General features: G+C 36.7%; 24 protein-coding genes. All 24 read right to left on the bottom strand.

Going from position 1 to position 25,484, the window contains the following annotated elements; translation table 11 throughout:
* Nucleotides 1-92: 92 nt before the first annotated feature.
* A complete protein-coding gene (locus tag IEY03_RS08850) occupies nt 93-1,328 on the bottom strand; it encodes an O-antigen ligase family protein (protein ID WP_188841009.1) in 1,236 nt (411 codons plus the stop codon).
* A 45-nt stretch (nt 1,329-1,373) separates the two neighbouring features.
* A complete protein-coding gene (locus IEY03_RS08845; RefSeq protein ID WP_188841008.1) occupies nt 1,374-2,489 on the bottom strand; it encodes a glycosyltransferase in 1,116 nt (371 codons plus the stop codon).
* A 5-nt stretch (nt 2,490-2,494) separates the two neighbouring features.
* Nucleotides 2,495-3,628: a glycosyltransferase family protein gene (locus IEY03_RS08840; RefSeq protein ID WP_188841007.1), complete on the bottom strand. Its 1,134-nt coding sequence runs from the start codon at nt 3,626-3,628 to the stop codon at nt 2,495-2,497.
* On the bottom strand, nt 3,625-4,182 hold the full coding sequence (locus IEY03_RS08835) for an acyltransferase (RefSeq protein WP_188841006.1): 558 nt from the start codon (nt 4,180-4,182) through the stop codon (nt 3,625-3,627). The genes IEY03_RS08840 and IEY03_RS08835 overlap by 4 nt, the downstream gene beginning before the upstream one ends.
* Before the next feature lie 5 nt (nt 4,183-4,187).
* Nucleotides 4,188-5,291 (bottom strand): N-acetyl sugar amidotransferase, encoded by a 1,104-nt coding sequence (locus tag IEY03_RS08830; protein WP_188841005.1) that lies wholly within the window; start codon nt 5,289-5,291, stop codon nt 4,188-4,190.
* A gap of 8 nt (nt 5,292-5,299) precedes the next feature.
* The gene (locus tag IEY03_RS08825; RefSeq protein ID WP_188841004.1) at nt 5,300-6,061 is read right to left on the bottom strand and encodes an AglZ/HisF2 family acetamidino modification protein; all 762 of its coding nucleotides are present in this window, start codon (nt 6,059-6,061) and stop codon (nt 5,300-5,302) included.
* Entirely contained in the window at nt 6,062-6,703 is a 642-nt protein-coding gene (gene hisH, locus IEY03_RS08820; protein WP_229778253.1) for an imidazole glycerol phosphate synthase subunit HisH, read from the bottom strand.
* Nucleotides 6,690-8,615, bottom strand: coding sequence for an asparagine synthase (glutamine-hydrolyzing) (gene asnB, locus IEY03_RS08815; RefSeq protein WP_188841003.1), 1,926 nt, complete (start codon nt 8,613-8,615; stop codon nt 6,690-6,692). Before asnB ends, hisH begins: the two co-directional genes overlap by 14 nt.
* A gap of 4 nt (nt 8,616-8,619) precedes the next feature.
* On the bottom strand, nt 8,620-9,147 hold the full coding sequence (locus IEY03_RS17130; RefSeq protein WP_188841002.1) for an acyltransferase: 528 nt from the start codon (nt 9,145-9,147) through the stop codon (nt 8,620-8,622).
* A 1-nt stretch (nt 9,148) separates the two neighbouring features.
* Nucleotides 9,149-10,384, bottom strand: coding sequence for an oligosaccharide flippase family protein (locus tag IEY03_RS08805; RefSeq protein WP_188841001.1), 1,236 nt, complete (start codon nt 10,382-10,384; stop codon nt 9,149-9,151).
* The gene (locus IEY03_RS08800) at nt 10,384-11,448 is read right to left on the bottom strand and encodes a DegT/DnrJ/EryC1/StrS family aminotransferase (protein ID WP_188841000.1); all 1,065 of its coding nucleotides are present in this window, start codon (nt 11,446-11,448) and stop codon (nt 10,384-10,386) included. Before IEY03_RS08800 ends, IEY03_RS08805 begins: the two co-directional genes overlap by 1 nt.
* Nucleotides 11,449-11,462: 14 nt before the next feature.
* Entirely contained in the window at nt 11,463-12,047 is a 585-nt protein-coding gene (locus IEY03_RS08795) for an acyltransferase (protein WP_188840999.1), read from the bottom strand.
* Nucleotides 12,048-12,069: 22 nt separating this feature from the next.
* The gene (locus tag IEY03_RS08790; RefSeq protein ID WP_188840998.1) at nt 12,070-13,014 is read right to left on the bottom strand and encodes a Gfo/Idh/MocA family protein; all 945 of its coding nucleotides are present in this window, start codon (nt 13,012-13,014) and stop codon (nt 12,070-12,072) included.
* 11 nt (nt 13,015-13,025) lie between these two features.
* On the bottom strand, nt 13,026-14,306 hold the full coding sequence (gene tviB, locus IEY03_RS08785; RefSeq protein WP_188840997.1) for a Vi polysaccharide biosynthesis UDP-N-acetylglucosamine C-6 dehydrogenase TviB: 1,281 nt from the start codon (nt 14,304-14,306) through the stop codon (nt 13,026-13,028).
* A 260-nt stretch (nt 14,307-14,566) separates the two neighbouring features.
* On the bottom strand, nt 14,567-15,529 hold the full coding sequence (locus IEY03_RS08780) for a Wzz/FepE/Etk N-terminal domain-containing protein (RefSeq protein WP_188840996.1): 963 nt from the start codon (nt 15,527-15,529) through the stop codon (nt 14,567-14,569).
* Nucleotides 15,530-15,871: 342 nt separating this feature from the next.
* The gene (locus IEY03_RS08775; protein ID WP_188840995.1) at nt 15,872-16,249 is read right to left on the bottom strand and encodes a four helix bundle protein; all 378 of its coding nucleotides are present in this window, start codon (nt 16,247-16,249) and stop codon (nt 15,872-15,874) included.
* A 160-nt stretch (nt 16,250-16,409) separates the two neighbouring features.
* Nucleotides 16,410-19,142 carry an SLBB domain-containing protein gene (locus tag IEY03_RS08770; RefSeq protein WP_346056043.1) on the bottom strand — a complete coding sequence of 911 codons (2,733 nt, stop codon included), beginning with the start codon at nt 19,140-19,142 and terminating at the stop codon, nt 16,410-16,412.
* A 1,200-nt stretch (nt 19,143-20,342) separates the two neighbouring features.
* On the bottom strand, nt 20,343-20,852 hold the full coding sequence (gene rfaH, locus IEY03_RS08765; RefSeq protein WP_188840994.1) for a transcription/translation regulatory transformer protein RfaH: 510 nt from the start codon (nt 20,850-20,852) through the stop codon (nt 20,343-20,345).
* 348 nt (nt 20,853-21,200) lie between these two features.
* Entirely contained in the window at nt 21,201-21,758 is a 558-nt protein-coding gene (locus IEY03_RS08760; protein ID WP_188840993.1) for a DUF4136 domain-containing protein, read from the bottom strand.
* Between the two features lie 139 nt (nt 21,759-21,897).
* Nucleotides 21,898-22,320, bottom strand: a complete 423-nt coding sequence (ruvX, locus tag IEY03_RS08755; protein ID WP_188840992.1) for a Holliday junction resolvase RuvX — start codon at nt 22,318-22,320, stop codon at nt 21,898-21,900.
* A gap of 50 nt (nt 22,321-22,370) precedes the next feature.
* Nucleotides 22,371-22,982, bottom strand: coding sequence for a YqgE/AlgH family protein (locus IEY03_RS08750; RefSeq protein WP_188840991.1), 612 nt, complete (start codon nt 22,980-22,982; stop codon nt 22,371-22,373).
* A 79-nt stretch (nt 22,983-23,061) separates the two neighbouring features.
* Nucleotides 23,062-23,391 (bottom strand): stress response translation initiation inhibitor YciH, encoded by a 330-nt coding sequence (gene yciH, locus IEY03_RS08745; RefSeq protein ID WP_188840990.1) that lies wholly within the window; start codon nt 23,389-23,391, stop codon nt 23,062-23,064.
* Nucleotides 23,392-23,501: 110 nt separating this feature from the next.
* Entirely contained in the window at nt 23,502-24,515 is a 1,014-nt protein-coding gene (gene hemH / locus IEY03_RS08740) for a ferrochelatase (RefSeq protein ID WP_188840989.1), read from the bottom strand.
* A 266-nt stretch (nt 24,516-24,781) separates the two neighbouring features.
* Nucleotides 24,782-25,381, bottom strand: a complete 600-nt coding sequence (locus tag IEY03_RS08735; protein ID WP_188840988.1) for a glutathione peroxidase — start codon at nt 25,379-25,381, stop codon at nt 24,782-24,784.
* Nucleotides 25,382-25,484 lie beyond the last annotated feature (103 nt).

The following is a 25,484-nucleotide window of genomic DNA, read 5'->3' as shown; positions in this document are numbered from 1 at the left end:
TATAAACTTAAATGCAACTCCACATATAGCATTGTTAAGAGTGTAAAAAGCAGAATAACTTTATGCTCAATGAGTATTCTAAAAGGTAACTTTTACTTATTTGTAAAAACAAAAAGTTGCTTATCATTAAAAGCCAAGATAGCAACAAAAAGCGAGCTAAGACTACTGCTAGTAATAACTCCTGCTGGGATCATATATATAGAAGTCATAATAACAACCGATAAAGTGAAGTAATTAAAATTTCTCATATATATCGCCTTAATCTTATTAGTAAAAATAAAAGAGGAATAAAGAAAGAGTAACAGCCAAGCTGTGCCAACTGCTCCATAAGACCTTAAAAAAAACATCCATTCATTATCCGATGTACCAAATACTTCCCCCCCTCTGGGTAGGGGGCCTACACCAAAAACGGGACTTAAAGTAAAATATTCGAAATTTATAATCCACCCATGAAAACGTGTAATGAAGCTTTTATCCTCCATGATATTACCCAGGCCTTCAAATCGCCATAAGATTAAATTATAAATAACTTCATTTTCTTTCAAAAAAATAAAAGCTCCAAATAAAAACACACCAATTACTGATAATGTTAAATATTTATAATAAGAAAAAATTTTATTCTTTTTATAAAAAACAAATAACAATAAAGCTCCAATAACAAAAACAGCCAATGAAGATCTTGAAAGAGTCATTAGCATAGCTATAAATATCAAAAATAGTTTAATGCTTAAAAGCTTAGATGTTTTTGTTAACATAAGATACAAGCCTGATAACAAAGTTAAAGCCATTAGATAACCTTGAGCATTGGGATTACCTATCATCCCCACAACTCTAGGTGTGCCATACCCCTCAATAAGCGTAGTAAATTGAGTTGGCGCAATAAATGGGACATAATACTTATTAATATTTAATGGATTAAAAAACTGACTAATACAAATTAAAGCTGACACAGAAGCTATAGTTACTATGAATGATAAAGAGGCATTTCTTCTCTCTATAACGTTATCAACTGAAGTATCAAAATAAATATAATTATAAAAAACTAAATAAATAACAAATAGCTTCGCAAGCCAAATATACTTTGTCAAATCAAGAATACTAGAAGGAAGACCATAGGTTGAACCCCATGAAATAGAAATTAGCATTAGTAAACAAAATATGATTATTAAGCCTGCACGTACTGGAACTTTAACACTGATAGTTACAGATTTAGATAATAGAAAAAATAAAAAAATTATTAAAAATGCCAGTAAATCATCAAACCTAATCCCAATAAAACCTGGAACCTTAAAAGTTGGGGTTAATAAAAAAAAGACTGTAAAAAACACAGTCAATTTCCTTAAAATATTAAGCTTTTGCACATTAAACCTTATTTATAAAGTGTAGACTTGCTTAAGTAACTGAGAGACAACACTTTGAGAAAAGTTTAGACGAGCATACTCTATAATTTCTTCTTTATTAAATGGTGTCACAAGGAGCTTTGCCATATTATCAGTGAACTCCCTATCATCTTTAGCAATAAATCCAACGCTACTATTAACAATAGATTCGCTACCGCCATTTTGTAATGAAAGTACAGGCAACCCTGCAGCCATAGCTTCAATAAGAACAACACCAAATGTTTCACTTTTACTTGGGAGTACAAAAAAGTCTGATTTCCATAGTAACTCTCTTACTTCATTTCTAGGTAATTTCCCTAATAAAAAAACATTATTACAAAGCCCTAATTCACTAATTAGCCTTTCTAGACTTTGTCTCTCAGGACCCTCACCAGCAATGAATAATTTTATATTCTTAAATCTAGCAACTAGAATTTTTAACGCTTTAATAGCTAGTCTATGGTTTTTATTTTCAGTTAAATTCCCCACGGATAAAAAAATTGCATCATCAACATTAAAATTGCTGCGACGTATTTCTTCCGAGACTTTAATTGGTTGAAAATAGCTAGTATCAACTACATTGGGAATGTAATAAAACTTTTTATTATATTGTTTTGATAAATGCTGAGCAAACTTCTTACTTACCGCAATATTAGCCTTACTTTCTTTGAAAACTAAACTACTTAATTTGTTATGTCCACTCCACATAAGACTAGAGTGCTCAGTAACTACAAATGGAATTTTATACTTTTTCTTAACCCAAAGAGCTAGCTCTGCAGAAGATGAGTTATGTACATGAACGACGTCTGGAATTGAGTTTCTCGAAAGGTATCGCTTAAATATGCACTTACCTATAACCAATTGAATTATATTATTTAAAAAACCCACACCGCGAATTGCTGGTAACGATAGCAACCAATTTTCTGAAGATAACCTGCCAAACTTTAAATTACGACTATTAAAAATATCATTAAGAGTTTTAGGTATTCCACCTAAAACAGCCACACAATGACCTTGGTTTCTTAACATTTCCACTTGATCTTGTATAAAAATAGCACGATTTGAATTTTCTTTTGTTGGGTAATTATATGGAATTATTAAAATCTTCATTTTGGTTAAAGCGTCTTTTTTAAGTCGATAAAATTTACTAACGCACCTAAACCGTGCTTCCTTGAAAATTTCTCTTTTGAGAAGCCATTTGCTTTATAGTTTAGTTCAAAGGTCATTATATCTTTCAATGCATCGATAATTGATTGCTCATTATTCGAAGCCCACCAGACTGCAGGATAATCTTTGGTCACCTCGTGAATATTACCAGTTTGAACTTCCCCATTTGTAATTATCAAAATTGGCAACCCTAATCCAATGTAATCAAATATCTTCGTTGTCGACTCAAATGCCTTGCCTGAGGCTAAAATTAATCCAATATCAGCACCCTTTGCATACCCTACAGCATCAGAGTATGAAACTAAACCAGTACAAGTTACACCTTTGTGCTTATCCAAACCTTCTAATGGCTTACCTATATGTAATATATCAAACGCAAAACCTAAAGCTTTATTTGAAGTAAGTAAATTATCTATATTTCTATCTACAGCAAAACTACCTAAATATACTATTGTTTTTTTTGAATTATTACCGACAGCAAGCTTTTTAGTCGCATTGTTTAAGCTTTTTTCGTCATAGCCGTTATCAATAATTTCTATAATTTCTTTCTGCCTACTACAGAGTAATTTTTTACAACCTTCATTCATAACAATAATTTTGTCGGCAAACTCGCAAAAAAAGTACTCAAATAAAACCAACATTTTACGCTTAAACTTTACCGAGAGAACAGTGCTCACATTTCGTTCATTTTTAGCGAAAGGATCTCTAAAGTCTAAAACAATTTTGCACCCCATTGTGTGCTTAAGTATTTTAGCTATAAAAAAATGAAGAAATGGATTCCCAGTAATAACAACAACATCATATTTTTTTTTATTTTTTGAAAAATGTTTTTTTAAATCATAAAACCATGTTGCTCCTAAATCACTTTTAAACAGATGTCCTAGGAGGCCGGTTCTAGAATTAGATACATGAAAAATGTTATCTATTCTAGAGGTTTCTTCGATACATTGCTCTGATGCAGTGATGACATCGACTTCAACATCAATATGTTCTTTTATATTTTTTGCCCAGTAACTAACACGTTGGGCTGCGACAGTTTTTTCCGGAGAAAAATAATAGGAAATAAAAAGTATTTTTTTCATGGACGTTCCTTCAGCTTTTCACACGGATTACCTGCTGCAATACACATTTCTGGAATATTCTTCACGACAACAGAACCAGAACCTAAAACTGTCCCATAACCAACATTTGCCATTATTACGACATTTGCCCCTACCCAATTATCACCTTTTAACTCAATACATTGAATGGTACCTGTTTGCTTCCAAATTGGGGCATTTCTATATTCAAATGAATGTTGCTTAGAACCACTTAAAATGTGCACATGTTGAGCTGTAATAATATCATCACCTAAATTAGCTAGCCCTACTGTATTATATGGTCCAAACCTAACATTACTGCCTATCACAGTATTTATATTGGTTACTAAACAACCGAAAGAAAATGTTACATTTTCACCAAGGCTTTTTAAGTGTTTCTTATAAAACGCATATCTAACTTTATTGCCTAACTTATAAGGAATTTGACTGATTCTGATAGCAACGGTTTCAAAGCCAACAAATTTTGTTAATAAAGAAAAAAACAAAACCAATACAGATACGTATGAATGAAAAAATAACTTTATTACAACTTTCATTAGCGCTACTTTCTTTTAAGATTTTTTAATAATTTAAACCACAACTGATCATAATCAGACTTAAAATCAGTATGTTTCCGCGGATTGCTTTTCATTATTTCTTGCCACTCATCTATAGAAAAACCCAATTTTTTTATAAAATATTCAGTATCTTCTGGTAATTCGTCTTTATTATAAGGCGAGATTTCCATTTCACGTTGAGCATCGTCTCGAGTCATTTGTCCAGATGCAATTAAATTTGATAAATGAGCACGGCGTTTATCGAAACCAAACTTTGTCGGTAAATAATAAGACTGGAAAAATTTTGTAAATCGAGATTCAAAATGCTTGCCCCCATAATCTTTCCAATCAAGGTTTTCAGTAATAAAATGTTTTACTTCTTCTTTATTATAGGGAACATAATTTAAGATCCTGAATGACTGCAGCTTCTTAAAATACCTATAATAGATAACTTTCTTAAACAATGATAACTTGGGGTAACCTTTTAACTTGACTTCACCAAATTTATTATGAATATCAATTAAATTATCTAAATCGCCACTATCATAACCCCAAGAAGGGGGTAATATAAATTCAGTTACATTATTATGGCCACTTATCATATACTGAATACCATATTTAGCTGCAAGATTGTAAACTCCAGCCACAAAAGCATGATCTTGAGGTACGTCACAATTTGGAACAGAAGCTTTAAAATAAGCCCTCTGTAAGTCTCGTACTTCTTTCCAGTTTACAACAATTGTTTCTAGATCAATGCCAAGTTTATTTGTAGCTGACTCAATGTTTTTGACGGCAATCTCAGAATTCCAACCGGCATCAATGTGCACGGCTAGTGGTTTTAATCCGTACTTTTTTGCCAAATAGGCTACATAAGTTGAATCGACCCCACCACTCATTCCCACGATACAGTTATATTCACCTTCACTTGAAGCTTTTATTTTTTTCACAGTCTCTAAAAGGTAATTATTGGCTTCATCTCCATCAATTGATTTCTCCATCAACTCTGCAAAATTATTACAGTAATGACACACTCCTTTATCATCAAATGTAATGCCCGAGTCTGATGTGTCTAAAATACATTTTGTACAAATTTGATATTCTTTTCGCATGAGTCTTCTTATTTAAAAAGTTCTAATAATTTTGAATAGTCTGGGTAATTGACTAATACTGCGTCACGCTTACCGTGGTAAACAAATAAGCTACCTGCTGCTACCGCTGAAGCTCCAAAGTCTTTAACGGCAATACGCATGTCTTCTAAACAGCCTGCACCACCACAAACAGTTATAGGAACTGTTACTAGAGCTGAAAGTGTTCTAATATTCTCTCCATCGTAACCATTTTTCGTACCATCACGATCTACAAAGTTTAAAAAGATTTCACCCGCACCAGCATTAACTAATTCTTTGCAATAGTTGCTCAAGTCAATTTTAAGCAGTTTCTTATTGCTAGGATCATATAAACGAGGTTTATTGAATATATCTCTTTTGATATTTATTGTAGCTACAACACTTTGGTTGCCATATTGTGATGCGATATCGGTAATTAATTTTTTATTATTTATTGCATGACTACCAATAATGACTTTTTCAACACCTAAATTAAATAAATTCGATGCCTGTTCTAATGAAGTAATACCACCGCCATAAGAAAAAGGCATAAAACACTCATTAGTAATTGTTTTAATTAATTCATAATCAGGCTCACTTTTATTGGGTGACGCATCAATATCTAAAAAGATTAATTCATCAACTTCCTTTTCATTCAATATTTTAACTACATTTATAGGATCACCTATGTATCTGGGCTTTTTAAACTTTTTCGTTTTGACTATTCCGCCTTCTTGCAACAGCAAACAAGGTATAACACGCGTACTTAACATTTAGTTGGCACCCTCATAGTTCACGAAGTTTTTAAACAATTGAATGCCAAAGCGATGGCTTTTTTCTGGGTGAAATTGACACCCTATTACATTCCGTCGTTGAAAAGCAGAGACAAATTCATGACCATAATGAGTGCTACATAAAACATCTTTGTTATCTGAACAACTTACATAATAAGAATGAACAAAATAAAACCTAGATTCAGCAGGTAAATCTTGTAGTAAGAAACTAAGCTTTTGAGGATTGACGACATTCCACCCCATATGAGGAACCCTAAGGCCCTGCTGATTTGGAAATAAAGACGCTTTTCCAGGAACTAAGCCTAAACCTGGCATTTTACCTTCAGCACTTCCTTCTGTTAGCAGCTGCATGCCGAGACAAATCCCCATAAGAAGTGAATCATCTCGTTTGACTAACGTTTTTAATGCGTCCGATATTCCAAGATCATTTAACCTCTTCATTCCATGATCAAAAGACCCCACTCCGGGCAGTAATACTTTATTAGCTGATTCTATTTCATAAGGGTCACTAGAAAAAATAACTTTTTTTGCACCAACTTTCTTAAGCATATTGGCGACAGAACCTAAATTACCGACCCCATAATCGATAATGACAATTGTATCTTCACTAGAATGATTCAACTACCTCCCCCCCAGTTTCAACATTAAAGACTTGAACCCAAATAGACAAACAAATGATGCGCCATGCAAAGCCTTCATACCTGCTATTCCCAAGTATTATATTTTCAGCCTTTTCAAAAGCGATAGGATTTACTACCGAGCTCAAATTTAACTTAGCTGCTTCTAGTAATTCTAAAAATAATGCTTGGTTATCCGACATCCAATTCTCTTCCGGTGTTGCAAAACCAATTTTACTAATTCGCTCATATACTGTTTTTGGTAGTATTCCTTTGAGCGACTCCCTTAATAAGAACTTTGTTTTTCCTTCTTTAATTTTTAATTCAGAAGGACAAGATAAAATATACTCTACTAATCTAAAATCTAAGAATGGTGCTCTGCTTTCGACTGAATGAGCCATTGAATCTCGGTCGCACCAGTGTAACTGCATGGGCACGCTTGTATTGAATAATTCATAATTTGATTCATCAAGTATTGAAAAGTGCATTTTACTGACTTCAATTGAATCTTTAGAAACTTTCCACCAATCATTACTTTTCTCGCTAGTAAAAATGGCTGATTTCAACAAAAATAATAATGTTTTTACAACTCTCAAACCATTATAGTTATGAAGTTTTTTCAAAGCTTTCACTTCATTGAAAAAGCTGAATATCTTGCCAGATTTTAACAACTCGATCAGGTAGACAAAGAAAAATCTATGATAGCCTGCTAAAGTTTCATCAGCACCATGTCCATCTAAAGTGACTTTAACATTTTTGCTTTTAGCTAATTTAAAAACAGACCACTCAGCAAATATACTTGTAGTGCCAAATGGCTCATCTTGATGCCAAACAACTTCTTCTAGCATCGATCTTTTATCAGGACATATCAGCTCAACAAAGTGAGATTCAGCAGTAATCGTTTCTAAAACATCATTTATATAATTTCGTTCATCATATTTTTTTACTTCAGTGTAGGCAGAAAAAGTTTTTTGCAAATCGTCTTTACCTTGCCCTTTCAACACTGCATTAATTTCACAGGCTATAGAAGATGAATCCATACCACCTGAAAGTCCTGTCCCTAACGGCACATCAGCTTGTAATCGCAATCGAACGGAATCTTTAAATAACTTATGAAACTTAGTTGTAGCCTCTTTTAATTTATCTTTTACTCTTGCTTGCGGTCTAAAATACCATTTAGATATAACCAGATTATTGGCATCATTCAAATCAATCTTGAATTTATGTCCAGGAGGAACTTGGTGCACTCCTGCGAATAAAGTCTGCGATGTATGATCTGTTTGCCCATATTGCAAAAAGTCGTAAACTCTGGACGAATTCATTTTTGATTGCCAGTGCGGTAGAGTCGTAAACTGTTTGATTTCCGATCCCAATGCGAGTGAACTGGCAGTTTTCCAGTAATATAATGGCTTTACACCAAAGCGATCTCTGGCACCAAACACACAGGCAAGTTCGGTGTCTAGTATTTGGAACGCAAACATACCATTGAATTTTTCGAGGCAAGATTCTCCCCACTCAAGATATGCTTTTAATAAAACCTCAGTATCACAGTTAGAGTTAAATGTATGACCTATTTTTAACAACTCTTCTTTTAATTCATGATGATTGTAAATTTCACCATTAAAAGCAATCACGTAGCGCTTATCATCACTTTCCATCGGTTGAAATCCAGACTCAGATAAATCAACTATGGCAAGACGACGATGACCAATTAACACGCTGAATTTTTCGTTTAAAATGTCATAATTATCATCAACTAGAGACGAACTTTTCATTATGTGGCTGACTTTATTTTTAGTATCAAAAAGATAAAAACCTTCCCCATCAGGCCCCCGATGAGAAATAGCGTCATTCATTTTTACTAAATTTTTAAATTCTAATCCAGTTGTTGAATAAAGCGCAGAAAAACCACACATATACTTATAATTCCCTAATAATACGAGCAGGAATTCCTGCTATAACCACATTACCAGCAGGAAACGATTTAGTTACTACTGAATTTGCTCCGACAACAGTATTTGGTCCTAATTTAACTTTTGGCAAAACAACGACCCCAGCTCCCAGCCAACAATTTTCGCCTATTGAAATAGGGCCACTTCGCGCTGGATTCTCTAATCTGTAATCACTAAAATCATGATCAGAAGTAACCATAATAACGTTAAATGACCAAATTGTCTTAGGACCTATTGAGATGCCATGAGTTGCTTGAAAATAACAACCACCACTGACAGCAAGACTTTTTTTGACCTCTATACAATCATCTTGTATGATGAATTTACTAGGAGCTATTAATCTGCTTGTATAGTTTTTGCTATACTTACAAGCATCGATTCTGAAAATATTTTGGAATAAAAAGTTTACAAAGCTAACTCCAAATCCTATTGAACGAGTAAAAAGATACCATTTAAATATGGATGTCCCTTTAAGTATATTCTTAATTTTTTGCATTTCATTGAGCCCTTTTTATACCAATTAGCACCGCAAACAAAACGGTTATATAATAGGCGACATTAATTAATGTATAAGATTTAATAAAGTCATTTGTATCATTGAACTCGAACAGCAAAGAGGCAACAATAAGCCCTCCTAAAAACAAAATACTTATCATCATCAATATATCTGATTTATCGTAAGCAACAAAATAATATGACAAAGGTGAAATTAAAAAGCTTAAAAATATAAATGGAGACATTAAGGCTGCGAACTCTCCTGCAATTCGCCATTCCATACCAAAAACAAATGAGAACATTTCTTCACCAAATAAATAAAGCAATACAAAACCGGGAAAGGATAAAGTTAAAAACAACATATTTTTAATAATAAATGCAAGCATTGTTTTATCTGTAATAGACATTACAGAAAATCGCTTATAAATGACTTGTCCAATTGCCTTGTTTACTAAAGTTACGGGCAACATAACCATTCTATATGCCAAACCAAATAAACCAGCAGCTTCTAGCCCAAAATTTTTGAGTATAAAAAAAATAGGAAAATTTATTATTAATATATTAATAATATTTGAAGGTGTGTTAAATATAACTAACTGTTTATGCTTCCTTAAAGCCGCGAAAAAATATACTTTTTTCAAAGTTATCCTTTCCTTATAAATCTCAGCTCTTTGATACAGATAGATAATTATCAATATAGTTGCAAGGATGAAGCCAAAAACCAATCCATATTGGGTATAACCAAAATAGAAAAATAGATAACTAAACACAAATCTCAAGGCAACAAAAGATATCTGAGACGTTGCGTAAACTGAAAACTGTTCTTTTCTACTAATAAATTGATTTAAAACTAAGTTAGTTGCTGAACATAACACTCCTAAAAGAACAATAGTCTTAATATCAAATAACTTATCAAAACCAATAAGTGTATAAAAAGAGCTTTCTAAATATATTGTGATGGATAGTATTGAGAGCAAAAAGATTGAAATTACAAGCATTAAACCTAATACACTTGATAATTCTCTAGCGCTCTTACTTTTTACAATAGCAAGCTCTAAGCTTAAAAATATAAAAGCAGCAAGTGTCCCTGAGTAACCAATAAATGCAGTAAATACACCAAATTCCTCTGGACTATAAAGTCGAGTTAATATTGGTGTAAGTAATAGTGCCAAAATCTGAGCAAAAAAAGCACTACTAACTAAAGTAAGAATATTTCTTACATACTTACTTTTAAACATTAAAGATACGGATGCATGGGTAAGCTAAAAACATTACCCGCTAATTTCGATGCAACAGGAAAAGCTTCATCGGTGTAGTTTAATTGCTTAAAAGCAGTTTGCTGATGCATACAAGTACCGTAGTAAATCATTGTTGGGATACCTTGTTCTTTATACTTTTCCATTTCTGCGCTTCTATTATCAGAAACTAATGTATATTGAGCCCAAGAGCTAACATAGCCTTCTGGTACTTGAGGAGTTTTATATTTACCAGTTAGTGTTCTTTCGTAATTGTCAGCGGCTTTATTACGATTAATAAGTTCAGTCGGGAACGCTGCTAACTTTTCAAGCAATATTGCAGCTTGAATTGTATCTAATCTAGAGTTCATACCAATGCGAACATTGTCGTATTTATCTTTGCCTTTGCCATGCACACGGTATGACTTAAGTAACTCTGCATACTCATCATTATTTGTAAATATCGCCCCACCATCGCCATAACACCCCAAAGGTTTGGCAGGGAAAAAGCTAGTGGTTGCTATATCACCAAAACTTCCAGCACGCTTGCCATTTATTTCGCCACCGAAGCCTTGTGCTGCATCCTCAACAAGTTTTAAATTATATTTATCCGCTATTTTTTGAATTTCAGGATAATTCGCTGGTAAGCCAAATAAATCTACCGCAATAATCGCTTTAGGGGATAATTTACCATCAGCAATAGTTGCTTGAATTCGCTTTTCTAGATCTACAGGGCAAATGTTAAATGTCGCTTCATCAGAATCTACAAAAACTGGTGTAGCCCCTTCATAAGCGATAACCTCTGCCGTTGCAAAAAATGTAAATGTCGGGCAAAAAACTGCATCGCCGGGTTTAATATCAAGCACCATCATAGCTAAAGTCAATGCATCTGTTCCATTAGCGCAAGTAATAGCATGCTTGACACCAACATACTCAGCTAATTTTTCTTCTAATTCTTGTACCTCTGGCCCCATAATATATTGACCATGGTCTAATACCTTATGAATTCTGGCATCAATTTTTTCTTTTAAATGTTTGTACTGTGCTTCAAGGTCGATAAATTGCATATTATCACTCACAATTATTTTGATTCTTCACGAAAAAGTGCATCGTTCATTAAGGTATAAACATCATTAGTGTGGCTACAAGTTGTTTTAGCATTACCTGTAAGTGGTAAATCTAATTTCTCACCATATGCACTCATCCAACCAATTTGCTTTGCTGGTACGCCAACCATTAGAGCAAAAGGCTTTACATTTTTATTAACTACCGTACCAGCTCCAATAAAAGCATATTCACCAATGGTAATACCACAAACAACTGTACAATTCGCGCCTAAAGTTGCCCCTTTTTTTACTAATGTATCTCGGTATTCATCCTTTCTTTCGACAAGTGAACGAGGATTATAGACATTTGTGAAAACCATACTCGGCCCACAGAACACACCTTCTTCTAGGTGCACATTGTCGTATACTGAAACATTATTCTGGACTTTACATTTATCGCCAATCGTAACTTTGTTACCTACAAAAACGTTTTGGCCTAGCGAAACGCCTTTACCAATTTTAGCACCAGCGCAAACATGAGCCCAATGCCAAACCCTTGAGTTTTCGCCAATTACCGCACCATCGTCAATAATTGCGGTTTCATGCTTCATAAAATTCATTTTTGTAGGTTCCAATATTTGGTTAAAGTAGTTTTGACATTAATGGGTGATAGTGTTCAGGATTAGAAACAACAGCTTGCTCGCGAATGCGTTCTACAGTTTCAATAGCCGTGCGATTTTCTTCTAGCCCGTAACCATTTCCTGCTAGTACATTCTGGTAGCTTTGGGTGTGCAGATCTGTAAAGCCACCAGAAAACTCAAGTTCTTCGTCACCAATCATAATGCTACGGTAAGTTTTCTTTTCACCTTGAATTGCATTTTCAGGTAGATTATTCGCATCAATTGACAGGAACCATTTAACACGCGCTCTATCATATTCCAAATAACCCGCAACCGTTTGCTCATCTTTATAATGCACTTCATTAAACTTAATATCACCGAAAATGAAATGAAGCATATCAAAGAAATGTACGCCAACATTTGTCGCCACACCACCTGATTTTTCATCTACACCTTTCCATGACTTTAAGTACCATTTTCCACGTGAAGTCATGTAGGTAAGTTCTACATCAAATACTTCATCTGCTGGACTGTTTAATACTTTTTCACGTAGTGCAATAATTGAAGGATGAAGTCGTAACTGCAGAATGCTGTTAACTTTAGCACCATATTTTTCTTCATATAGCTTTAATGTATCAATTTCTTTAGAGCTTAAAACCAGCGGTTTTTCGCATATTACATCAATACCATTTTTTAATGCGAACTTCATTTGAGGTGCGTGTAGATAATTAGGTGAACAAATTGAAATATAATCGAGTTTGTTCCCCTTCAAGGCTTCATCTTCTACATAAGCAGCAAAATCTTCAAACTCAGTAAAGAATTCAGATTCTGGAAAATGCATATCCATAATACCAACTGAATCATTGATATCCATTGCAACAACTAAATCATTACCTGTATCTTTAATGGCATTCAAATGACGAGGCGCAATGTATCCACCAGTTCCAATTAAAGCAAATTTTTTCATCACGCTAATCCTTATAAACGAATATCAGCAGCTTCAAGCGGGAAAACATATTTTACATCATAAACAACATGATTTTGTTTACCCAAAGCTCTTACTTTTTCTATACCCATGTCTTTTAATTCACTATGATCAACCGCTAAAATAATGCCGTCGTAGTAGTTTTCTTTTAGCTCGTTTGTTAACTCAATACCGTACTCGTGTTTAACCTCTTCAGGTTCCGCCCAGGTATCATGTACATCGACATTAATATTAAAGCTTTTAAGCTCTTTAATAATTTCAATAACTTTTGTATTACGGACATCTGGGCAATCACCTTTAAAAGTGAACCCCATTACAAGTACATTAGCTTCATCTATATGAATTTTCTTGCTGGCAAGCTTTTTAACCATTTGAGTAGCTACGTAACTGCCCATACCATCATTAATACGTCTACCTGCTAGAATAACTTCTGGCATATAGCCAACTTCTTTTGCCTTATGAGTAAGATAATATGGATCAACACTGATGCAGTGACCACCTACTAAACCAGGCTTAAATGGTAAAAAATTCCATTTTGTACCAGCTGCTTTTAATACTTCTTCAGTATCAATATCTAGTCGATTAAAGATTTTTGCGAACTCATTAATAATGGCAATATTCAGATCACGCTGGGTATTTTCAATTACTTTTGCGGCCTCGGCTACTTTTATGGAAGATGCTTTGTGAGTACCTGCTGTAACAATTGAACGATAAACGTTATCAACAAAATCGGCAATTTCAGGAGTAGAACCTGATGTGATTTTTACAATTGTTGTTAAACGATTAACTTTATCACCCGGATTAATTCGCTCAGGACTATAACCAGCAAAAAAGTCCTTGTTAAACTTCAAACCAGACACACGTTCGATAATAGGGAGGCAAACCTCTTCCGTCGCACCAGGATAGACAGTTGACTCAAATACAACGATATCATTTACAGATATGACCTTGCCTAACGCTTCTGAAGCTTTTTTCAATGGAGTAAGATCTGGAGCATTACTACTATCAATGGGAGTTGGTACGGTAACAATATAAAAATTACACTGTTTAATATCATCTAGTGAACATGTGTATTTTAACAAGCTTGCTTCGGCTAACTCTTCGCTTGTACATTCTAAGGTGGAGTCTTTACCTAAAGTTAACTCGTTTACTCGAGGTTCATTAATATCAAAGCCTATAGTATTATATTGCTTACCGAACTCAACCGCTAAAGGCAAGCCAACATAGCCTAAACCAATAATACCAATATTCAAATTTTCAAGATTATTGTTCATTAATAGATATCCCAACTAAAAAAATAAAATTCGATGTTAAAAAATCACTTCTACATCTCAGCCTTTTAAAACTCTCTGAGACACTTTCAATCCACTTTAAGACAGCACCTCTTATTTCTAAGTAAGCGCTATCTCTTGTAAGCCTTGGGTTTCGCATTTTTTTTGCTCTTTTTCTTTAAACAATCCCAATAGGCTCTTAAAAGAGTTAATTCTAGATTACTAGAGCGCTTCGCTGCTAGAAATGATAAAACTAAAGACTCTTAATTCTCTTTCCTAACAAAATGTCTGATTAATACCAACATTACTGCCAACATGCCGCCAAGCATGGTGCCTAATACACAGATAAGTGCGCGTTTAGGGCCTGCTTTTTCTTCTGGTACTAATGCTGGGTCGATGGTTTTAAAGACATATTCTTCACGTACTTCGGCAAACATTATAATTTTAGCTTGCTCTTCGATTAACTTGTAAAGAAGTGAGCGAATATCTGCTACGTTGGTTTGTTCGATTTGACTTTCTAAAAATGCCGTGCTTTTAATGGCTTCTGCCACATCGCGTTCCTTCATGACTTTGTTGATGTCTTGAATTAGCCAATTCACCCACTGCTGGGCGATGAATGGCGATAAATGCTCGACTGATATTTTTATCAAGCCGGTTTCTTTGTCATTATTAATTACAACCTTATTTCTAAAAACTTTAAATGCAGCTTGCATTGAAGGTTCAGGTTTAAAGGGTGCTTGTACCTCGCGGATCCATTTATTGTCAGCAGCAAGGTACATTTCGTCATTATACGTTACGGTATTGTCAGTCATATTCCAGCTTTTAACGGCCATCAAATCAGGTAGTAGGTTATGACTTTGAATAAAATCGCTAGTGAATTGACGTGACTTCATCACCTCGATGGCCATCTGGGTTTTATCCACGCCGCCTTTACCGCCAAGGTTGATACCTGCCATTGATGCTAATCCGCCAAATTGTCCTGCAAGCGCGGCTAAGCCACCACCGCCTTGCTCGGCATCTGCCGGCGCTAATAATGCTTCAGATTTGTAGGTATTTGGTTGGCTTAGTGCAAAAAGCACTGAGCCAATGGCGAAGACTGCTGTGATGGCAATAATGAGCCACTTGCCCTGCCAGATAACTGAGAATAGCTCACGAAGATCTATTTCATCGTCTTGACGCTGTGGAAATTGTGCATCGGTGTAATTTTGTTGTATTTGTTTGTTCATATTATTGTTAGATTCTAGATTCTAGGACGCTTCGCGGCTAGAGCGCTGCGCTGCTATAAAGTCAAAAGATGCTAGCAGAAATCTGCTAAGTGTATATGTTGTTATTGGCTGCATTAAAAGCAAGTGCATAGATTCTTGTTTCTAATGCGCTTCGCGGCTAGAGCGCTGCGCTGCTATAAAGTCAAAAGATGCTAGCAGAAATCTGCTAAGTGTATATGTTGTTACTGGCTGCATTAAAAGCAAGTGCATGGATTCTTGATTCTTGATTCTAATGCGCTTCGCGGCTAGAGCGCTGCGCAGCTATAACAGAAAGCAACAGTGTAAGAATAACGCTTAGTTAAATTACTCAATATTGTAATCAGCATTATCTTCTTTTATCTGTGATTCTTTATTTCTAATTAACGCGCCGATGATTTTTGCAATCTCTTTGGCTTCTTTTATCAATTCCATTGAAGATTGCTTACTCAGGTAGCCGATCTCAATACCGATATATAACTGAGTAACCAACTCACCTAATGAACCTTTGGCATAATAGAGAAATCTAATCTTCTCTTTTGGGGTTTCACGTTCTTCTCCCTCCGCTATGTTTGAAGGAACTGATAATCCTGAACGTGTAATTTGATCTTTGAAACCCCAGTTTTGAATGGCCTCGCTCTCTTTGTATATTTGACAAGATAAACGTGAGGCTCTTTTCCATGCATCTAGCTTTTCAAATCGCATAATCAATCCTTGATTAAAGCAGAGTATCTGACGCTTCGAAGCTAGAACGGCCTTTGGCCTGCTAGAGTGGAGCCAAACATTCTGCTTTTAAGATCTAGAAGCTAAGCGCTCTCGCAGTAACGAAGTCACGTCCTAGCAGCATTCTATCTAGCGCTCCGCGCTAGAGTCCCGATATTGCGGAGATGGCTACTGCTGTGTTGTAGATGATGCCTGTTACTTGTGTCCATAGCGTGAGGTTATCTTTGTATTCAGTATCCAGTGGCACAATAATAGTGTCGCCTGGCGAAAGGGTTGCATTATCACTGAACCATAAACTTGCTACTGGTAGCATGACAGAACCATCGGCTTTAATGATATAAGTGCGGTCATCGTCAGCACGCTCTCTTGGGCCACCAGACATATCTAAGTAGTTATCTAATGTTAGGCCATCTTTAAATCTGTGGGTTGCCTGATGCTGTACTTCACCCATGACCGAAATCGTTTGCTTAACGGTTGGCACATATAAAATATCGCTATTTTCTAATTGAATGTCGGCTTCAGGGATCCCTAAGCTAATGGCATTTAAATCGACCACCAAACGACCAACAGCTTTAATATTCTCTAAGTCAGTTAACATTAGTTGTGCATCGGCATAGTTAACCACTGTGCCATCTTTAGATACGCCGCGGGTGGCAATATCTCGGCGTAATTGGTTGGCTAACTTTTTAATCTCTAGTTGTTCTTGATTTTTTATTGAATCGCGAACAAACACTGCGGCACTTGGGAAGGCATAATCAGTAAATCCACCCGCTCGGGCAAGTACATCGGATAGGCGCTCACCACGACGAATGTTGTATGTTCCAGGGAATTTAACTTCACCCCTAATTTCAATAACTTTGCGTTCTTGCCATTCAGGTGTGGTCAGAACTGTTAACATATCGCGTGCTTGTAGGGCGACATTATCTTCAGGCATACCCAGTAAAACGCCATTAATGTTGACATTGGTGTGGGTAATATCTGCTAGTGCATCGGTATCATTTGCTCTGGTTAGTTCGGCTCTCTCTACGTAAGCACCTTCAACTAAACCACCTGCAGCAATAATCAACTCTGCCACATGCGCATTTTGAGTCAGTGGATAAATACCAGGGTGTCGAACTTTGCCACCAATCGCAACAATATTTAGCCCCTGGTTGACTTTACGCTGCAGTGAAAGTTGATTCAGTATTGGATAAAGCAATTCTGTTCTGCGCATTGACTGACTGAGTTTGATCAAATCGCGGTCATCAAACAGATTAGTCAGCATTTTTTCGACTTCGTTTCTGACTAGATCATCTTTTTCTTCAACACTGCCTGTTATCGCAACGCCAGCGATTGAACTTTTATAACGGTTATCCAATGAGGTGTTTAATGAGTTAAAGCCACTGTCAAAGGTGTCATCGCTCACTAAAGCTTCACCTCTTAATGAAGATATTTTCTTCACTCTCGCCTGAACTAACTTGTTTAATTCATAACGATTCAGGGTTATATCATTGAAATTAAACACAATCACTTTATCGCGAGGTTGTAACAATAAGTTTTCATTCGATTGAGGCTCATTCAGTGCTTTGCCTAGTGAGAATTGAAAAACTTTTATTTCGCCATACTTGTTGGTTTCACGCACTAATAGAGCATATTCTAAATCAACATTTGCAGATAAATCGCCCCAAATAGAAGGTAATAAATGGCTAACCCTTTGCCCTGCTTGCCACTGGTATTTACCAGGGCGCACTACCGCGCCAACAACCGTTACCGCATCTTCATATTGCAATGACGCATTTTTTACTCGAACGAAGTCACCTGCTTTAGCTTTAACTTGGGTGCCTTTACTCGTGGTTAAATCAACATTAACAATGGTTTTTAAGCCATTCGCGTTGTAGCGTTCTATGCTGGTTGATTTTGAATAAGCCGCTTGAGTCACACCAGCGGCCATGTTGACAATATCAGCAATAGTTTCACCGGCTTTTAGTTCATAAATAGCAGGACGACGCACTTCACCAGTTACTGAAACCAAGCCACCGACAGATGGAATAAATACCACGTCACCTGAGCGAAGGCCAATATCGCCAGAGGCATCACCACGTAACAATAAGTCGTACAAATCAAAGGTCCCGACTAGTTTGCCACTGCGTTTTACTTGAATATTTCTGAGGCTACCAATTTCATTTACACCACCGGCAACAAACAAAGCTTGAGTAATAGTTGATAAGCTAGAAACCGTATATGAGCCTGATTTATACGCATCCCCTGCCACAAATATTCTAATAGAGCGTAATTCACCCATAGAGATATTGGATTCAATACCAATCATTTGTTGCTTAATGCGTTGTTGTAATTGTTCGCGAAGTTCAGAAAAACTTAATCCATTAACCGATATAGGGCCTAACTCAGGAAATTGAATTGTGCCGTCTCGATTGATATTTAAAGTGTATTCTTGGTTATCTTTACCAAAGAGTTGTACATTGATTGTATCACCAGGGCCCACTTTATAATCACTCGGTACTGGCACATCTGTCACAGGGGCAAAAGTAGATGGCTCACCTGCAAACATGTCATAACCAAAACGCTTTAATTCATTTTTTTGGCTATCGTCAGAAAAATCAAAATCATCAGCTTGTTTCTTAGCGTTAACAATATCTTGCTCGGCGCTGCGTTGAGCAACCACCTCTGGATTAGTTACCACAGCGGCTTGCTGGCCACCAGCAAGCACTGACGGGTCAATTCCATACTGTTTAGCAATACGTTGCTGCTCTGATTTTGGCAGTTGTTTAAACTGCTCGATCATTTGCGGTGATGGAGTAATAGCCAACGCTTGTGAGCTAATGATAATAAGGGCAGATAAGCCTGCAATGAACATGTTTTTGGTTTTATGGAACACCAGGTATCTCCGATATTATTGGTTTTGAATTAGGTTCTAAGATTAGATTCTAGATTCTAGATTCTAGATTCTAGATTGATAGAGCGCTTCGCTTACGGATTATGGATTACGGATTACGGATTACGGATAACGGAATACGGTTTACAGATAACGGAACGCTTCGCTTATGGATTACGGTATACGGATAACGGATAACAAAATACGGATTACAGATAACGGAACGCTTCGCTTACGGTGATATTGGTTCTGGTTTGATTCAGTCCGTTTTCGTGTATTTTAGCATTTCGTCATGCTAAAGCTGTTATTAGAGTCTATTCATGTTATCGATAAACTTTAATTAGGTAATAAATTCTAATCAAATAATCAGGTCGTAAGGTTTGCCTAGCTTTGAAGAACTTTGCTACTGACCCGCATGGATGTCGAGACGCCCTGATGAAATACCTCCTGTATTTCACTCTTCGAGCCAGCTAAAGCTGTTAATCATTGTTCCAGACAATTATTTTCGGCGTCCACTAAAAGACTAAAGACCTAAATTATCTAAAAGGTCACGACCTTGCTTGAAGATCTTTGCTACCGATCCGCGTGGCGGGCGAGGCGCCCTGATGAAATACGTCCTGTATTTCACTCTTCGAGCCAGCTAAAGCTGTTAATCATTGTTCCAGACAATTATTTTCGGCGTCCACTAAAAGACTAAAGACCTAAATTATCTAAAAGGTCACGACCTTGCTTTGAAGATCTTTGCTACCGATCCGCGTGGCGGGCGAGACGCCCTTCGGCGTTCACTAAAAGACAGAAACTTTTCTGTCTTTTGCCTTTCAGGCACGCTACCGCCCATAGATTTCGGCTTCTATATTGCCCTTCGCGCTGCGAAATATCTGATTTTGTTCTAGATAGAATGATTAGTCTAAAACTGAACCAATCTTAAAAGTGCGCCGTATTATATCTTAACTGGGTGCTTAAATATGCACACTTTTTGCTCACTTAAAATTTAATTACTAATTTGTTACATTACTACATTAGTGCTAGTTAGCAGTAGCGCCAATTAATTAACACAAAGCACTGATTTTTAATATTTAAAAGCTATGTTTACAACCATCATAGACGTAAAAGATGCCTATTAAACTTTTGCACTATGGACAATATCCTACAAGCGTATCAATAGATATCTACAAGTATCAGTTTAAATATGAAAATACTAGCTTAGTCATGTTCAGTATTTATGCATTTCTGAATGCTGGTTTCATCAACTAAAATGCGTTTTTGTTGCCCCATAATATTGAACAACACATAACAACGCTTTTCGGCATTTCGCTCTTCAAAAATGGCTTCTAAATCAATGAATGGGCCTTCAGTAAACTTCACCTTGTCGCCTTTTTGTATGCCTTTTTCCTGTTTAGGAATATGTGCATTCACGCGGCGTTTGATCTCATTGATTATTCGATCGTCAATCGGCGTCATGACCTCTTTGCAACCAATAATGCGGCTTGCACCCCGGGTTGAATGGATCTTACTGACACTGAACTCTGTTGGGTCAAAATGAATAAATAGATAATTAGGGAATAGAGGCGTTTCAACCATTTTTGTGATTGATTTAACTTTTTTAGACTCTTTAATCATTGGCAAGTAGCTTTCAACTTGTTGAAGCGCTAGATTTTGTTGCGCACGTAACTCTTCGCGCGGCTTACAGTACAAAAGATACCAAGATTTCATTGGGGCTCACTTAACTAAAGATGTGAAGGTCCTTATCACGGCTGAGGATTCTAGCAAACAGGGTATGGGGGGTAAAGCTAAAATGCATTAAAAATAGAATCTAGAATTTAGAATTTAGAATTTAGAATTTAGAAGCTAGACTAGAATTCTAGAGGCTAGAGTGTAACTTTAATAGGTATGAGCCCAGTACTGTTAAAAAAACGAGAATATCGGGTTGTTAGTCGGTAAACAGAGATGGGTTACAGATGATATGCCGTATTTTTAGAGCCACATTAAACTAGTTAAGTAGTAATTGTTATTTGAATATAAAGATGCTGCGCCAGTATAGCGCAGCATCTTGAAACCGCTTTATTGCTTTGGTTGCGGAGGATACGCTAGCATCACTTGACTAATGGCGTTGTTAATTGCGTCAACTCGTTCTTGTGGGGTATTTTTTTCACGAATGGTATCGGCAACACTACCGCGCCACACTAATTTGTCAGTCTTGTTATCGACTAAATCAATTATTAAGGTACCCACTTCGTATTCACGCACTGTGGTTTGAGTGTGCATTGAACCGCTCCATCCCCAACCTGGACCGTAATATGGGTTGTAGCCGAAGTTGTTATTAAAGGTATCGACATTGATTTTTTTATCCACTTTAGTGAGATAATTAACAAGTAAATCAGCCTCTTCAACGGATACTTTGGTTAACCCTTTGGCAGCCATTTGGCTGTCAACTGCATCTCTAACGCGTTGGTCAATTAAACCATCTAAATGATAGCCTTCTTCGGTCGCTTTGGTTTCAACCCAAGCAAATGTTTTAAATTGATTAAATGATACTGCAGGATCAAAATCTGTATCGGTTTTTAATGTGCTGCATGCACTTAAGGCTAATACCGCTGCGGCTAAAAACAACTTCTTCATAAATACTCCAAATACAACACGTTAATTCATTCTTAGCTTATAGACAGCTAAATGATTGTCAAGTTCGATTTGAAAGCCGATTAAAGGCACGAGGCGAGAGGCGAGAAGCTAGAATCTAGAATCTAGAATCTAGAGACTCTTATGAAAACTGGTTTTCAAAGTAGCTTTCAATAATTAATACTGCCGATACCGCATCAACCTGCCCTTTAGTCAGCGCTTTAAATCCACCTAACTCAAATAATCTTGCTTTGGCATCTGCGGTTGTTAAACGCTCATCTTGGGTTGCAACCTTAACACCAAAACGGCCACTAATGCGGTTGGCAAACTTACGCGCACGTTGAGTCATTTCTTGCTCAGTACCATCCATATTCAACGGCAGTCCCACAACAACCAGATCGGGTTGCCATTCTTGAATTAATTTACCGATTTCATCCCAGTTAGGAATGCCGTCAACGGCTTTTATTGATAATAGTGGGTTTGCGCTGCCAGTGACCGCTTGGCCAATTGCAATACCAATACTTTTGGTGCCATAGTCAAAACCTAATACGGTTTGTGGATGCATATTTTTCTCGTTATAAATAGAAGCTAGATTCTAGATTCTAGATGCCGTCATTAAGCATGGCCAATTTGTGATGATATTTGCCACATATCAAAGCCAAGTTGCTTTGAGGCGATATCCCATAAATGCTCAGGGTCTTTGCTATAAAGTAGTTCTGGGCTTGCTTTTATTGTCAGCCAGGTATTATCGGCTAACTCTTGTTCTAATTGATCTTTGCCCCAACCTGCATAACCTAACGCCACAATATAATCCTCAGGCGATTTAGCAGTACCGATAGCAGAAAGCACATCTCTAGATGATGTTAGCATGCAATAATCGCTGATCTGATGGCTATTGATCCAATTGGATTGCGGACTATGAAGCACAAAACCTCTGTCTGGTGAAACTGGACCACCGATTAATACCTGTGAATTGATATAAAACGCCGCTTCAGGTGGTGGATTTAGGCCCATTTGATCTAACAAGTCTTCAAGTTCAATCCCAATAGGACGATTGATGATCAACCCCATTGCACCTTTTTCATCATGCTCACACACATAAATTACGCTGCGTTCAAAAAACGTATCTTCTAGTGAAGGCATAGCTATTAATAGATAACCTTGCAAGTTATCGCCTTTCGAAGCGTTTTTGTCTGCTTTTTGTAGGTTAGTTTTAGATTCATCCATAATTAATTTCTCTTGCTAAATAATGAGTCTAAATGCATCACTTTTCACTACTGGCTCTAGCTATAACAAACCAAGCTGATTAACCGCCTGCTAACTTTACCGTATAATTCATTTTTTCTAGCAAGGTTTTCAATTGTTCACGATTGTCGGTTTGTACTTCAATGGTAAAGTCTTTGACCGTACCACCGCAGCCGCATTGCTTTTTAAGCTTTTGTGCCAATGCTTTTAGTTCAGTTTGATCCAAACCTAAGCCTTTAATGACACTCACGCCTTTACCTTTGCGGCCTTTACTGTCTTTATGAATACGCACAATACCATCGCCTTCTGGCACAGCATCTACTATTTTATCGGGTTCAATTCTGCCTTTATCGGTACTGAAAACTAGGGCTATGTTGGGATCTATTCTCATAACTTATATGTGTTAACCATTGTTATGTTGAGTCTAACAAATTGATATAGATGAAGCGAGATAAGAGCTAGATTCTAGATTCTAGAGCCCTGCTTCATCCTTTAATCGCTTTATAGATAAGGTTTAACGATATTAGCCATCATTTTGATATGGTCATCATTGGCATTCAAACATTCAATGTATCTAAAGTTTTTGCCACCAGCGCCTTCAAACACGTGACGATTTTCACCCTGAATTTCTTCTAGGGTTTCTAAACAGTCGGCACTAAAGGCGGGGCAAATTACCGCAATATCATTAATCCCTTTTGCTGGTAATGCTTCAATTGTTGCATCGGTATAGGGTTGTAACCATTTAGCTTTACCAAAACGCGATTGGAATGTGGTGATATAATCGTCTTCAGTTAATCCCAGTTTTTCAACCACTAAGCGGGTGGTTTTCATACAAAAACAGTAATATGGATCACCCAAATGTAAATTGCGCTCTGGCATACCGTGATATGACAACACTAATTTTTGCGGCTTACCGTTTTTATCAAAATCTTGCTGAATCGAATTTGCTAATGCGCTGATCAAATCAGGGTGATCGTGATAAGTATTAATAAAGTGTAATGCTGGTAAGTAGCGCCATTTGCATAACTCTTTGGCTATTGCATCAAAAGCGGATGCCGTTGTTGGCGCGGCGTACTGAGGATAAAGCGGTAATACCACTAATTTATCAATACCTTGCTTATGCATATCTTGTAAAGTTGATGCGACCGATGGCGAGCCATAACGCATTGCAAGATGAACAGACGCATTGGTGCCCGTTGATGATAATAATTCAGATAGTTTCGATTGCTGTTGTCTGCTAATCGCTAAAAGCGGTGAGCCTTCTTCTGTCCAAATTTCTTTGTACAGAGCCGCTGATTTTGCCGGACGAACACGTAAAATAATACCGTGTAAAATCATCATCCAAATTAACTTTGGAATTTCAACCACGCGCGGATCTGCTAAAAACTCTGCAAGATAACGCCTAACTGCCGATGCTGTAGGTTCATCTGGCGTACCTAAGTTAACTAATAACACGCCGGTTTTTCCACGTGCACTATGACCTGTTTCTTTGTCTAACCCTGAGAATCGCGCCAAAACTCGCTCCTAGTTTTTATTGTTTTGTATCGTACTATTTTGATGTGAAAAGAATATTATTTTTACGTCTTGTTGTCCCAATATCTTGTTAAAAATGCGACTCAACTGGCCAAAAATATCACTAGAGATTAATAAACGGCCTATCAAATAACCTTTTACCTTAAAAACGGCGTTAGCTTAACCCGAAATATTGCCGTTATTAAGGTTTGAATGACTTGAAAAACCACTTATTCCGTTTTGATAAAATGACGATTAAGCTATCGGGATTATAGGCTTAACTGTTTTTCAATCGCCTTTTTAAGCTCTTCGCTGTCAGGTTTTACTCGAGAGTTAAACTGGGTTACGGTTTCACCATCACTCGAAACAAGGTATTTGTAGAAGTTCCATTTTGGCGCGCTAGTTTTGGCGTTTAAATGTTCGAATACTGAATTAGCATCGCTACCTCGTACTGGTGATGTGGCTACCATGGTAAAGGTCACGCCATAATTTAAAAAACAAACGTCGGCGGTTTTAGCTTCATCTTTTTCCTCTTGGAAAAAGTCATCCGATGGAAAGCCTATTACCACTAAGCCTTTATCTTTATAATTTTGGTGTAGCGCTTCAAGTGCTTTGAATTGCGGTGTAAAGCCGCAATTGGAGGCGGTATTGACGATTAATACCGATTTACCTTGGGTGAGTTCACACAGGTTTACATTTTCTTGTGAATGTAATTTGCGCGCCTCAACATTTAAATAATCTGGACAACTTGCCGCAAAAGCCGTGGCGCTAAACAGCGTCGCACCGACAAATAGTGTAGATATTACGGCTGCGCCTTTAATAAACGGCACCACAACAGAATCATTAATGCTTTTTGCAGTAACAGACATGATTAATCCTTAGTTTACGTGTTATTTATAAAGCTCTATACCCAAACAACCTGAAGATGCTCGATTTCAGCAAGAATTTACACGCGTTTAGGCAAGGCATTGA

The organism is Shewanella aestuarii (assembly GCF_014647215.1).
Lineage (GTDB): Bacteria > Pseudomonadota > Gammaproteobacteria > Enterobacterales > Shewanellaceae > Shewanella > Shewanella aestuarii.
This window is presented reverse-complemented; position numbering and strand designations above follow the sequence as displayed.